Annotated in this window: 13 protein-coding genes; 7 read left to right on the forward strand and 6 right to left on the reverse strand. The window is 67.6% G+C overall.

What is annotated here, in order from left to right:
* The 4 genes from DY262_RS21845 to DY262_RS17305 all read left to right on the forward strand — a co-directional run.
* The coding region (locus DY262_RS21845; RefSeq protein ID WP_181936549.1) for a hypothetical protein at nucleotides 1-1,627 on the forward strand (1,627 nt) is incomplete at its 5' end.
* Between the two features lies 1 nt (nucleotide 1,628).
* Nucleotides 1,629-2,276, forward strand: coding sequence for a hypothetical protein (locus DY262_RS21645; protein WP_147326264.1), 648 nt, complete (start codon nucleotides 1,629-1,631; stop codon nucleotides 2,274-2,276).
* An 18-nt stretch (nucleotides 2,277-2,294) separates the two neighbouring features.
* Nucleotides 2,295-2,630, forward strand: a complete 336-nt coding sequence (locus DY262_RS21650; protein ID WP_147326265.1) for a hypothetical protein — start codon at nucleotides 2,295-2,297, stop codon at nucleotides 2,628-2,630.
* Between the two features lie 19 nt (nucleotides 2,631-2,649).
* The gene (locus tag DY262_RS17305) at nucleotides 2,650-2,832 is read left to right on the forward strand and encodes a hypothetical protein (protein ID WP_116960354.1); all 183 of its coding nucleotides are present in this window, start codon (nucleotides 2,650-2,652) and stop codon (nucleotides 2,830-2,832) included.
* A gap of 22 nt (nucleotides 2,833-2,854) precedes the next feature.
* Here the strand turns inward: DY262_RS17305 and DY262_RS17310 are convergent, their stop codons facing one another.
* Genes DY262_RS17310 through DY262_RS17330 form a run of 5 tightly spaced genes read right to left on the reverse strand, consistent with a single transcriptional unit; the run spans nucleotide 2,855 to nucleotide 7,015 of the window.
* Nucleotides 2,855-3,178 (reverse strand): hypothetical protein, encoded by a 324-nt coding sequence (locus tag DY262_RS17310; RefSeq protein ID WP_116960355.1) that lies wholly within the window; start codon nucleotides 3,176-3,178, stop codon nucleotides 2,855-2,857.
* Between the two features lie 40 nt (nucleotides 3,179-3,218).
* On the reverse strand, nucleotides 3,219-4,001 hold the full coding sequence (locus DY262_RS17315; protein ID WP_116960356.1) for an SDR family NAD(P)-dependent oxidoreductase: 783 nt from the start codon (nucleotides 3,999-4,001) through the stop codon (nucleotides 3,219-3,221).
* A gap of 16 nt (nucleotides 4,002-4,017) precedes the next feature.
* On the reverse strand, nucleotides 4,018-4,950 hold the full coding sequence (locus DY262_RS17320) for a LysR family transcriptional regulator (protein WP_116960357.1): 933 nt from the start codon (nucleotides 4,948-4,950) through the stop codon (nucleotides 4,018-4,020).
* Between the two features lie 53 nt (nucleotides 4,951-5,003).
* Nucleotides 5,004-6,347: a sensor histidine kinase gene (locus tag DY262_RS17325; RefSeq protein ID WP_116960358.1), complete on the reverse strand. Its 1,344-nt coding sequence runs from the start codon at nucleotides 6,345-6,347 to the stop codon at nucleotides 5,004-5,006.
* Nucleotides 6,344-7,015, reverse strand: a complete 672-nt coding sequence (locus tag DY262_RS17330) for a response regulator (RefSeq protein WP_116960359.1) — start codon at nucleotides 7,013-7,015, stop codon at nucleotides 6,344-6,346. Before DY262_RS17330 ends, DY262_RS17325 begins: the two co-directional genes overlap by 4 nt.
* 92 nt (nucleotides 7,016-7,107) lie before the next feature.
* On the opposite strand from DY262_RS17330, the gene DY262_RS17335 reads away from it, so the two are divergent.
* Entirely contained in the window at nucleotides 7,108-7,491 is a 384-nt protein-coding gene (locus DY262_RS17335; protein ID WP_070397596.1) for a cupin domain-containing protein, read from the forward strand.
* A 128-nt stretch (nucleotides 7,492-7,619) separates the two neighbouring features.
* On the opposite strand, the gene DY262_RS17340 is transcribed toward DY262_RS17335, so the two are convergent.
* Entirely contained in the window at nucleotides 7,620-9,368 is a 1,749-nt protein-coding gene (locus DY262_RS17340) for a DEAD/DEAH box helicase (protein ID WP_116960360.1), read from the reverse strand.
* A 249-nt stretch (nucleotides 9,369-9,617) separates the two neighbouring features.
* On the opposite strand from DY262_RS17340, the gene ettA reads away from it, so the two are divergent.
* Together ettA and DY262_RS17350 are read left to right on the forward strand one after the other, a co-directional pair.
* Nucleotides 9,618-11,279, forward strand: coding sequence for an energy-dependent translational throttle protein EttA (gene ettA / locus DY262_RS17345; RefSeq protein ID WP_070397598.1), 1,662 nt, complete (start codon nucleotides 9,618-9,620; stop codon nucleotides 11,277-11,279).
* The gene (locus DY262_RS17350) at nucleotides 11,276-11,836 is read left to right on the forward strand and encodes a DUF1415 domain-containing protein (RefSeq protein WP_116960361.1); all 561 of its coding nucleotides are present in this window, start codon (nucleotides 11,276-11,278) and stop codon (nucleotides 11,834-11,836) included. The genes ettA and DY262_RS17350 overlap by 4 nt, the downstream gene beginning before the upstream one ends.
* The last annotated feature ends 12 nt before the right edge of the window (nucleotides 11,837-11,848 follow it).

Genomic DNA, 11,848 nt, shown 5'->3' on the forward strand with positions numbered 1-11,848 from the left:
CGCCATCAACGATCTGCCCGCGGGCCTGCTGCTGGACCTCTACGCCTACGCGGGCGGGCGCCCCGACGCGTACTTCGATCCCGATGGCGCGGCGCGCATCCGCTACTTCGCCATCACCACCGACGCCAAAGGCAAGGCACTGGGCATCGACCAGGGCTTCGTCAAGGCGCGCTGGGCCTTCATCGTCGACGACGTGCAGGGCGGCGGGGACGCCAGTGCGCTGGGCCAGAAGCGCAATGAGTACGCGCAGGCGGCCAGCGCCTTGCTCGTGGACGTCGGAGGCAACTTCCTGGGCGGCGGGCAAGCCGCCAGCGCCTGGGGCGGCGCGGACAACCCCATGGCGGCGGACTTCTTCCAGCACTACGGCGAGGCGCTCATCAGCATCCCCGAATTCACCATCGACAACATGAGCGACGACGACGCCACGGCGCTGATCGCCAGCTACATCCAGACCGATCGGGAGCAGGTCTTTGGGCGATCGTGTCCATCGCGCGCGGCGCTGCTGCCGCCGATTCGCTTCGCGCCAGGGGAGGCGGACATCCACGTCGATCGCGACAAGGAAGCCGCGCTGGCGGGCATGAGTGGCCCCCAAGCCAACGCTCAACGCATCCTCAACTGCAACCGCCCCACGACCTTGCCCGTGGCGTATGCCAACGACGAGGAGCGGCGGCGCATCAACAAGTACGAAGCCGCAGCGGAGCTGCAGGAATCTCCCGCGACGTCCGCCATCTACAAGGACTGCTCAGCCAACAACGGCTGCCGCAGCAACACCGCCATCAAGATCAACGGGCACGAGTACTACGCCAGCTATGGCCGCACGCAGTTCGTGGTGGAGACGTTTCTGAGAACGCTCACAACGGTTGCCAAGGACTTGAACGCGCAGCAGCGCCACCAGTTGCGCCTGGATCAGCCGGTGCGGCTGCCCAATGGGGCCATGGGGACCATGCTGGATATGGTGAGGATCGCGAATGGGCGTGCCGCCGTGGCGGCGCGCTCATTTTCAAAGGTTCGAATGGATTTCGGAACGGGTCTGAGTTTTCAACAGGCCCAACACATCTGGGAGTCACTGACAACCAGGCAGCAAACTCAGTTTCAGCACGACACAGGACTGAATCAACGAGAGTATGTTGACATGTTGGGCTTCACTCCTGAAGGCCGGGCTCGGACGGAGGCTGAAGGAAAAAATGCCTTTGCTTCGGAGGCCGTTATTCGAATGGTTGATGGTGATGGACAGACAAGTTTTGGCACTTGGCTGATGTGGTTGTACTCCAGTCAAGATGAGTACAACTTCGTGTCAAAAATTTTCCTGAAAAATAATCTATCAAAAATTGTGGAGGCGCCCTCGCTTGCAGGGCAATTTCTGAATACTGAAGCACCGGGAACAGATGAACACATGATCCGTCAAAGGACGGTCGAAGATGACTTGGCGCAGCGAGTGGCTGCAATGCACAACTGGGGTAACGTTCGCCGCATTACCGCACCAGCCATGGACTTGCCTTCGTGGGTGAAAAATTACGCAGACGAGTTTAGTCGAAGTGTTGGACGAGGCGACTGGCGATCATTGCGCTGTGGCGACGAATTGAAGAACACCGCAGGCCTTCGGATGCAACCTCTCAACCTCAAGTGATATGAAAAGAAAACAGATTCTTTCGATATCGATGATCGCCTGCCTAACGGTCACAGTGGCCGCGCATGCGCAGAATTTGAAGTTGAATTTGAGCAATGAAGCCCCTCTGTGCAGGATGTCTTTGATCAAACGCCCTGCACTGAAAGCCGAGCGTGGAAAAGAATCCAGGGAGGCGATTCGAACCCATTGGTATGAGCCCCTTGTGGCAGACTTCAACGGTGATGGTTGGTGTGATTTTGCCTGGGCCATTCCATATCCGTTGAACTCACAGATGGCATCGTATTGGCTGGAGGACATGTTGATGTTAGCCACGCGTACGCGCTGGAATTCGCCCCTTCGAGGAAAGAAGTCTTGGAGTGAAGAAATTAGTGCGCTTGAACCGACGATATGGCCAACGTACCAAGTGGATCTAACTAACGTATCACTGGTGTATGGGAAATCTGGTGGTGCTCCTTATGTACTTGGTCTGAAAAGCGGCAACGATCTTGGAGAGGAATTGGTCAAACTGGGGTGTGCTGAATACAGCAGCGTGTACCGCTGGGACACCGAAGTCGATGCCTTCAAGAAAGCCGACGACGCGACCCGCGACACGGTCATTGCCTTCTATTACTCGACCGTGGGCCAGCGTTGCGATCGGTCCAGAAAGTGATTGGGGCGGTTGCCCAGAATGCGCCACATCGACGCACTCACGCCCATGCCCAAGGAGGACGCCGTCGACGTGACCTGGGTGGACGTCGACGGCGATGACTGGTGCGATGCGATCACCTCAGGCGATACAGAGCCCTACAAGAATGCAAAGGGCAAGCCGGTGTTGCTGTTCGAACCGCGCGGCATCTATCTGCGAACGGACCAAGGATTCAAGCCATTCAAGGACGGCACGATCACCGGAGAGTACGAAGGCAGCTCTTTCACCATCTACCGGGGACACCCAATCCCATTCCGCTGTCATCTTCACTCGCGTATACCAAGGCAACGCCGTCGGCGGCATCGGCGAGGGGTCTGACGAATTCCATCTGCGCCAGATGCTGCGCGCCTCGTTCGCCGCCCACAAGGCCGGCAGGGCTGAAGAAGAGAACGACTACTGCGTCGAAGTGGAGTCCTTCCTCTACACCACCCTACAAATCCCACGGGCCACCAGCAAGCGCATCTGGGCCGAAGAAGCCGAGCGCGCGGGCGTGGATTTGGCCTTCCCTTTCCTCAATTGAGCGCTCGGGCGCGCTGCACCTTTCACGGACTGCTGTACGGATCGCCTTTCGGCGAGGTGTCCGGGGGGCGCTGGGTATTGGCCTTGCCCGGCCAGCGCTTGTCGGGCTTGGGCACCTTGTCGAGGGCCTCGCCGGCCTTGTCCATGCCGCGTCCCCAGGACTGGAAGAACTTGTGCACGGGCGTGTCGCCGCGCGGGGCCTCGGCCGCCGGCGGCGGCGCGGCCTGGCGGGACGCCGGCGGGGGCGTGCGCTTGGGTGGGGTCGACGAGGCCTGGGCTGGGGCGGCGCCCACGGTGGCCATGAGGCCGGCGCCGGCCAAGGCGATCAAGAACGGCAAGCGCTTCATCGGGGACCTCGCAGGGGTGGGCGGTTGTGACGGCCAGACACTACACCGGCACCGTGTAGTTCAGCGCCATCCGCCCCCCATCCACCGTGACGATCTCGCCCGTCACGTAGCCCGCGGCGTCGCTCGCGAGCCAGGCCACCACGTCGGCCACTTCCTCGGGTTCGCCCAGGCGCTTCATGGGGGTTCGGCTGAGGATCTTGCGGCGCGCGTCGTCGCTGGTGAGCACGGCCTGGGCCGCCAGTTCGGTGGCGATGGTGCCCGGCGCCACCGCGTTCACGCGGATGCCGTGGTCGGCCAGGGCCAGCGCCATCACGCGCGTGAGCTGGTTGATGCCGCCCTTGCTGACGTTGTAGCTGGCGATGCTGGGGATGGCCATGACGCCGTTGACGGAGCTCATGTGCACGATGGCGCCGCGCACGCCGCCGCGCACCATGGCGCGCGCCACGGCCTGCGCCACCAGGAAGGCGCCTTTGAGGTTGACCCGCAGCACGGCGTCGAAGTCGGCTTCGCTGATCTCCAGGAAGTCGGCGGCCTTGAAGATGCCGGCGTTGTTCACCAGCACGTCGATGCGGCCGGCCTCGTCGAGCACCTGGGCCACCAGCCCGTCCACCTGCGCCTTGTCGCCCACGTCGCAGGCGACGAAGCGCCCGTTGAGTTCGCTCGCCAGCGCTTCGCCGGGCGCGCGCGCCACGTCGGCGATGACCACCCGCGCGCCCTCGCGCGCGAAGCGGCGCGCGCAGGCCGCGCCGATGCCCTGGGCGCCGCCGGTGACGATGACGACGCGGTCGTGGTGGCCGAAGTGGATGGCGTTCGGGTCGGTCATGGGTGTGTCTCCGTCATCAGCAGGCCATGCAGGTGGCCAGGGCCTGGTCGACGCGCGCGCGCGTCTGTTCGATGAGGTGGTCGAGGAAGACCTGCGTGCGCCGGGGCACGAACTTGCGGCTGGGCAGGGCGGCGTACATGGTCAGGCGGTTGGTGATCCAGGGGCTGAGCACGCGCACCAGGTCGCCGTCGGCCAGCAGCGGCGCGGCCAGCTCCACCGAGGTGGCGGTGATGCCCGCGCCGTCCAGCGCGGCGTGGATCAGGGTGTCGTTGTGGTTGGCCCAGACCACGGGCTGGGCGTCCACCTCCACCGCGCGGTCGCCTTCGTTGGCGTTGAGCAGGCGCCATTTGCGCGAGCGCCCGGCCGCCGGCTTGAGCCGCAGCAGGTCGTGCTGCGCCAGGTCTTCCGGGCGCTGGGGGTGGCCGCGCCGCGCCAGGTAGGCGGGCGAGGCCAGCAGGATGCCTTCGGTGCTGACCACCTTGCGCGCGATGACGTTGGCGTCGAAGCTGGCGTCGGCGCCGATGAGGGTGATGTCGTAGTCCTCCACCGGTGGCTCGCGGTGGGATTCGACCTCGATGTCGAGCCGGATCTTGGGGTAGGCCTGGCGAAAGCCCGCGAGCATGGGCGCGAGCACGTGCATGGCCAGCACGGGCGGCGCCAGCACGCGCAGCACGCCGGCCAGCTCCTGCGTTTGCGAGCTCACGAGCGCACTGGCTTCCTCCAGGTCGAGCAGGATCTGGCGCACGCGCTCCAGGTAGACCTCGCCGGCCTCGGTGAGCGAGACGCGGCGCGTGGTCCGGTGCAGCAGGCGGGTGCCCAGGTGTTCCTCGAGGTCGGCCACCAGGCGCGTGACGACGGCGGGGGAGAGGTCCAGTGCGCGCGCGGCGGCCGCGAAGCCGCCTTCGTCGACCACCCGTTGGAAGGCGCGCATGGAATGCAATCGGTCCATGGGATCGTTGTCTGGCCCTACAGGCCTTTAATTGTTGCGAAAACAGAAACAGTTTAACGCGACTCGGGCGCGGCGGGCAGCTCGACGCGCACGCTCAGTCCACCGCCCTCGCGCTCGGCGAGGGTGAGTGCGCCGCCGTGCTGCGCCACGACGCGCGCGACGATGGACAGGCCCAGGCCGCTGCCCGGGGCCGTCGAGCCGTCCAGGCGCACGAAACGGCGCGTCGCCCGCTCGCGGTCGGCCTCGGGGATGCCGGGGCCGTTGTCGTCCACCGTGAGCCGCACGCGCCCGCCCTCGGTGCGTGCCTGCACGTCCACGCGCCCGCCACGGGGGGCGTGGCGCAGCGCGTTGTCGACCAGGTTGTTCAGCAGCACGCGCAGGTCTTCCTCGTCACCCGCCACCCAGGCGGCGTCGCTGGGCGCCAGGCCCAGGTCGATGCCCCGCTGGTCGGCGCGCGCCGAGAACGCGGCCACCACCCCGGCGGCCAGCGTGTCCAGGCGCAGCGGGCGCGGCTCGCGCTCGCGCACCCCGGGCTCCAGCCGGGCCATCTGCAGCAGCTGCGCCACCAGGTGGGTGGCGCGTTCGATGCCGCGGTCGAGTTCGTCGAGCGCCGCCGTGCGCGTGGCCTCGCCGCTGCGCCGCGCCAGCTGGGCCTGCAGTTTCACCGCGGCCAGGGGTGTGTTGAGTTCGTGCGCCGCGTCGGCCAGCAGGGCGCGCTGGCTGCCCAGCAGGGCCTCGACGCGCGCCAGCAGTTGGTTGAGCGCTTCGCCCAGCGGCACCAGCTCCTCGGGCAGCGCCGCGGTGCCCACGGCGTGCAGCTCGCCGCCCTCGCGGCGGCGCAGGTCGCGGCCCCAGGCCTTCAGCGGCGCCAGGGCCTTGTTCACGGCGGCTTGCATCAGCAGCCACATCACCAGCACCAGGACGCCCAGCGGCGCGAGCAGGCCGGGCAGGAGTTCGCCGAAGCGCGCCAGCCGATCGGCGTTGGTGACGGCCACCTGCACGATCTGGTCGCGTTCGGCCAGGGTGTAGACCCGCCAGTCCTCGCCGTTCCAGTTCGCCACGTTCAGCCCCGGCGCTTGCAGCGGCGGCCCGCCCCCGACCACCGAGCTGTAGACCAGCCGGCCCTGGGCGGTCCAGATCTGCGTGGTGAAGTGGCCCAGGTCCTGGGCCGGACCCACGGGGGTGTCCGGTGCCGTGGTTGGGGACGGGCTGGCGGCGCCTGGTGGCGGCCGCAGGCCGTGGCGGACCACCGAGTAGGCGATCGATTGCAGCACGCTGTCGCGGGAGCGGTTGAAGCCGTCCCAGGCCAGCTGGTAGGTGATGAGGCCTTCCAGCGCGGCGGCGGCCACCAGCGCGCCGATCTGCCACAGCAGCAGCCGCTGGCGCAGGGACCTCATTGGGGGTCGACCGGTTCGACCAGCTTGTAGCCCACGCCGCGCACGTTGCGCACCCAGGCCGGGCCGAGCTTGCGGCGCAGGTGGTGCAGGTGCACCTCGACGGCGTTGCTGAGCACTTCGTCCTGCCAGGAGTACATGCGCTGCTCCAGCTGTTCGCGCGAGAGCACGTGGCCGGGGCGTTCCATCAGGGTGGCCAGCAGGTCGAACTCGCGCGGCGACAGCGCCAGGTGCTGGCCGTTCAGCGTGGCCTCGCGCCGCGGCGGGCTCAGCACCAGCGCACCCAGGCGCATCTCGGGCTGCGGGCGGCCATGGCGCCGGCGCGCCAGCGCGTGCACGCGCGCGACCAGTTCGTCCAGGTCGAAGGGCTTGGTGAGGTAGTCGTCGGCGCCCAGGTTGAGGCCGGCGACGCGGTCGCTCACGGCGTCGCGCGCCGACACCACCAGCACCGCGATGTCCAGCAGCTGCTCGCGCATCCAGCGCAGCAGCTGCAGGCCATCCTGGTGCGGCAGGCCGATGTCGAGCAGCAGCACCTCGTGGCCGCCGGCCTGCAAGGCGGCCTGCGCGGCCAGGCCGTCGCGCACCCAATCCACGGTGAAACCGGCCATGCCCAGGCCTTTTTCAAGGCCCTGGCCCAACATGGTGTCGTCTTCGGCAAGGAGCAGGCGCATGGTTTGGCGGGCAAAGAACCAAGTGTGCGCGAAAACGCGGCCCGAATCGACGGGGGCGCATCTGGTAGAAACCGGGCCTTTGCGGAGTCCCGATGAGCACCTTCACCCGCGTCATTCTGTTCACCGACACCGACGGCCGCGCGCGCTTTCGCGAAGAAGCGCTGGCGCTGGACGGCGGCTCGCCCGCCGCCCGCCTGTCGGCGCCGCAGCCGGCCAGCGGCCTGGTGCTGCGCGAAAGCCCGGTGGGGTTTCGCAGCCAGTTCCATTGCACGGACGCGCCGCAGTGGCTCATCGTGCTGCGCGGACGCATGGAAATCGGCCTGCAGGACGGCAGCAGCCGCGTGTTCGGCCCGGGCGAGCATTTCTACTCGGCCGACACCTTGCCCCCAGGCGCCACGTTCGATCCGGCCGTGCACGGCCACTGGAGCCGGCAACTGGGCGATGAGCCGCTGGTGACGGCCTTTGTCAAGACCTGACGCCGGCCGCGGCAGACGGACCGGGCACGTTTCGCGTGCTCCAACCCAGCGACACCGCGGAACCGGCTGTGCCGGGCCGCCGGTGCCGCCCCCTTGAGGGGGCGCGCGAAGCGCGGCGGGGGTGAGGCCTAGTTGTTGCCGATGCGGCCGTAGTTGGTGCGCAGCGGATCGACGTTGCCTTCGCCGCGCTGGCCGCCACCGCCACCCTTCTTGTTGTTGTTCTTCTTTTTGAACCGGTTGCTGGTGCGCATGGCGTCGATGCCGGTGCGCAGCGGGTCGGGCTGGCCGTTCGGGTTGGCCTGGCGCGGGCGCGGCTCGCGGATGCGCAGGCTGCCCAGGTGGGCGTTGGGGCCCGGCTGGCGCTCGTAGCCTTCCTCGCCCTCAGCGCGCGGCGGACGATCGCCGCGCGGCGGGCGCTGGCGCTGCTGACCATGGCCCTGACCGCCGCCACCCTGGCCTTGGTGCTGACCGCCCTGGCCGTTGCCCTGCGGGCGCGGGCCCTTGGCTTTTTGCCCCTGGCCCTGGCCACGCGGCTGGCCATCGCCCTGGCCGCGGCCACCGCGGCCTTGGCCCTGGCCCTGACCTTCGCTGGACTTCTTCTCGCGGATGCGCTGCACCATCTCCTGGCGCGCGGCCTTGGCCGCGGCGGCCATCACGTCGCGGCTGGGCGGCTTGCCCGCGCCGCCCCAGAGGGTCTGGCGGCCCATGGCGATGGGCTCGGCCTTCTCGCCGGGCTCGGGCATGTACTCGGCGAACATCTCCACCGGGATCTGCTGCTTGGTGAAGCGCTCGATCTCCATCATGAAACCTTCTTCGTCCAGGCTCACGAGGTTGACCGCCTGGCCTTCGCGGCCCGCGCGGCCGGTGCGGCCGATGCGGTGCACGTAGTCTTCGCAGATGTTGGGGATGTCGTAGTTGACGACGTGCGGCAGCTCATCGATGTCGATGCCGCGCGCGGCGATGTCGGTGGCCACCAGGGCACGGATCTCGCCGCTCTTGAAGCCGGCCAGTGCCTGGGTGCGCGCGCCCTGGCTCTTGTTGCCGTGCAGCGCCATGGCCGTGATGCCATTCTTGTTGAGGTAGTCGGCCACGTTGTTGGCGCCGAACTTGGTGCGGGTGAAGACCAGCACCTGGCTCCAGTTGTGCAGCTGGATGATGTGCACCAGCAGCGACTTCTTCTTGCCCCGGCCCACCGGGTGGATCACCTGGGTGATGCGCTGCACCGTGGTGTTGCGCGGCGTGACCTGGATGTGCTGCGGGTCCTTCAGCAGGCCTTGGGCCAGGTCGCGGATTTCGTCGCTGAAGGTGGCGGAGAACAACAGGCTCTGCTTGCTCTGGGGCAGCAGGGCCAGCACCTTCTTCACGTCGTGGATGAAGCCCATGTCGAGCATGCGGTCGGCCTCATCGAGCACGAGGATCTGCACGGCCGACAGGTCGAGGAAGCCCTGCTGCTGCAGGTCGAGCAGGCGGCCCGGCGTGGCCACCAGGATGTCCACGCCGCGCTTCATGGCATCGATCTGGGGGTTCATGCCCACGCCGCCGAACACCACGGTGGAAGACAGGTCCACGTGCTTGCCGTAGACGCGCACCGATTCCTCGACCTGGGCGGCGAGTTCGCGCGTGGGCGTGAGCACCAGGGCGCGGATGCCGATGCCGCCGAAGCGGTTGGCCGGGCGCTGGCCCTGGGAGAGGCGCTGCAGCATGGGCAGCGTGAAGGCGGCGGTCTTGCCGGTGCCGGTCTGGGCGCCGGCGAGCAGGTCGCGGCCCGCCAGCACGGCCGGAACGGCCTCCACCTGGATGGGGGTGGGCGTGTGGTACCCGTGCTCGTGCACGGCTTGCACGATGGCCGGGGCCAGGTTCAATTCTTCGAATGTCATTATGTGAATCTGCGCCCTTCCAGGGCGCTGGGGCATCGGCCACACGGGGGGCACCGCTCGGGTGCCGCCCCGCTCAGTCCGGGGCCGATGGATTTCAAGGGGAGTTGGCGGTGTCCGCGCGGGAGGCACGCCCCAGCAGGCAGCTGGTGTCGGGCCAACTGACGTGCCCGAACGGCCGTATTGTCGCATGGGTCGATAATCCGTGGTTTCGCGCGACGCCTCGCGCTGCAAATTTCCCACAGAAAGACCATGGCTCAGTACGTCTTCACCATGAACCGGGTCGGCAAGATCGTGCCGCCCAAGCGACAGATCCTCAAGGACATCTCCCTGTCCTTTTTCCCGGGCGCCAAGATCGGCGTGCTCGGCCTGAACGGCTCGGGCAAGTCCACGCTGCTCAAGATCATGGCCGGCCTCGACAAGGAGATCGAAGGCGAAGCGACCCCGATGCCGGGCATCCGCATCGGCTACCTGCCCCAGGAGCCCCAGCTCAATCCCGACCAGACGGTGCGCGAAGCCGTGGAAGACAGCATGGGCGAGGTGCGCGCCGCGCAGAAGCGCCTGGACGAGGTGTACGCGGCCTACGCCGAGGAAAACGCCGACTTCGACGCGCTCGCGGCCGAGCAGGCCCAGCTCGAGGCCATCATCGCCACCGCCGGCACCGACTCCGAGCACCAGCTCGAGATCGCCGCCGACGCGCTGCGCCTGCCGCCCTGGGACGCCAAGATCGGCCTGCTCTCCGGTGGTGAGAAGCGCCGCGTGGCCCTGTGCTGCATGCTGCTGTCCAAGCCCGACATGCTGCTGCTCGACGAGCCCACCAACCACCTGGACGCCGAGTCGGTGGAATGGCTGGAGCACTTCCTGCAGCGCTTCTCCGGCACCGTGGTCGCCATCACCCACGACCGCTACTTCCTCGACAACGCCGCCGAGTGGATTCTCGAACTCGACCGCGGCCACGGCATTCCCTACAAGGGCAACTACTCCAGCTGGCTGGAGCAGAAGGAAGCCCGCCTCGAGCAGGAACAGCGCACCGAGGACGCGCGCCGCAAGGCCATGAAGGAAGAACTCAAGTGGGTGCGCTCCAACGCCAAGGGCCGTCAGGCCAAGAGCAAGGCGCGCCTGGCCCGCTTCGAGGAGCTGAGCGACGTCGAATACCAGAAGCGCAACGAGACCAACGAGATCTTCATCCCCGTGGCCGACCGCCTGGGCAATGAGGTCATCGAGTTCAAGGGCGTGAGCAAGAGCTACGGCGACCGCCTGCTCATCGACAACCTGAGCTTCTCGGTGCCCGCGGGCGCCATCGTCGGCATCATCGGCCCCAACGGCGCCGGCAAGTCCACGCTGTTCAAGCTCATCACCGGCAAGGAGCAGCCCGACAGCGGCGAGGTCAAGATCGGCCAGACCGTGAAGATCGCCGCCGTGGACCAGAGCCGCGACGGCCTGGCCGGCGACAAGACCGTCTGGGAAGACATCTCCGGCGGCCTGGACATGATCACCGTGGGCAAGTTCCAGATGCCCAGCCGCGCTTACTGCGGGCGCTTCAACTTCTCGGGCGGCGACCAGCAGAAGCTGGTGAAGAACCTCTCGGGCGGCGAGCGCGGCCGGCTGCACCTGGCCAAGATGCTCAGCGAAGGCGGCAACGTGCTGCTGCTGGACGAACCCTCGAACGACCTCGACGTGGAAACCCTGCGCGCGCTGGAAGAGGCACTGCTGGAGTTCGCCGGCTCGGCCCTGGTGGTGAGCCACGACCGCTGGTTCCTCGACCGCATCTGTACGCACATCCTGGCCGCCGAGGGCGACAGCCAGTGGTTCTTCTTCAACGGCAACTACCAGGAGTACGAGGCCGACAAGAAGCAGCGCCTGGGCGAAGAGGGCGCCGCGCCCAAGCGCCCGCGCTTCAAGAGCCTGGCGTGACCGAAGAGCAGGTCGTCGCCGCGACGCGGCACTGGATCGAGAAGGCCGTCATCGGCCTCAACCTGTGCCCGTTCGCGCGCGCCGTGTGGGTGAAGAACCAGGTGCGCATCGTGGTGAGCACTGCGCGCCACGTCGACGGGCTGCTCGACGACCTGGACCGCGAGCTCGAGCTGCTCGCGGCCACGCCGCCCGAGCGGATCGACACCACGCTCATCGTCCACCCCACGCTGTTCCCCGACTTCGAGGTCTTCAACGACTTCCTCGGCGTTGCCGACGAGGTGGTGGCCGAGCACGACCTGGAGGGCGTGATCCAGGTCGCCAGCTTCCACCCCGACTACCGCTTCGAGGGCACCGAGCCCGACGACATCACGAACGCCACCAACCGCGCGCCGTTCCCCACGCTGCACCTGCTGCGCGAGGACAGCGTGGCCCGCGCCGTGGCCAGCGAGGGCGGCGACGCGGACGCCATCGTGGCCCGCAACATGGAAACCCTGCGCCGCCTCGGGCCTGAGGGCTGGCGCGAGCTGCTGTCGGCGCCGGGCGACACCAAGGCCTGAATTGCCGGGCCG

The sequence above is a fragment of the Hydrogenophaga borbori genome (genome assembly GCF_003417535.1).
In the GTDB taxonomy this organism is placed as follows: domain Bacteria; phylum Pseudomonadota; class Gammaproteobacteria; order Burkholderiales; family Burkholderiaceae_C; genus Hydrogenophaga; species Hydrogenophaga borbori.

Excerpts from the sequence above, each read along its gene's own strand:
- DY262_RS17310 (WP_116960355.1), bottom strand. The coding sequence starts at position 3,178 with ATGAAGCGCTTGCCGTTCTTGATCGCCTTGGCCGGCGCCGGCCTCATG.
- DY262_RS17315 (WP_116960356.1), bottom strand. The coding sequence starts at position 4,001 with ATGACCGACCCGAACGCCATCCACTTCGGCCACCACGACCGCGTCGTC.
- DY262_RS17325 (WP_116960358.1), bottom strand. The coding sequence starts at position 6,347 with ATGAGGTCCCTGCGCCAGCGGCTGCTGCTGTGGCAGATCGGCGCGCTG.
- DY262_RS17340 (WP_116960360.1), bottom strand. The coding sequence starts at position 9,368 with ATGACATTCGAAGAATTGAACCTGGCCCCGGCCATCGTGCAAGCCGTG.
- DY262_RS17305 (WP_116960354.1), top strand. The coding sequence starts at position 2,650 with ATGCTGCGCGCCTCGTTCGCCGCCCACAAGGCCGGCAGGGCTGAAGAA.
- DY262_RS17330 (WP_116960359.1), bottom strand. The coding sequence starts at position 7,015 with ATGCGCCTGCTCCTTGCCGAAGACGACACCATGTTGGGCCAGGGCCTT.
- DY262_RS17320 (WP_116960357.1), bottom strand. The coding sequence starts at position 4,950 with ATGGACCGATTGCATTCCATGCGCGCCTTCCAACGGGTGGTCGACGAA.
- DY262_RS21645 (WP_147326264.1), top strand. The coding sequence starts at position 1,629 with ATGAAAAGAAAACAGATTCTTTCGATATCGATGATCGCCTGCCTAACG.
- DY262_RS17335 (WP_070397596.1), top strand. The coding sequence starts at position 7,108 with ATGAGCACCTTCACCCGCGTCATTCTGTTCACCGACACCGACGGCCGC.
- ettA (WP_070397598.1), top strand. The coding sequence starts at position 9,618 with ATGGCTCAGTACGTCTTCACCATGAACCGGGTCGGCAAGATCGTGCCG.
- DY262_RS21650 (WP_147326265.1), top strand. The coding sequence starts at position 2,295 with ATGCGCCACATCGACGCACTCACGCCCATGCCCAAGGAGGACGCCGTC.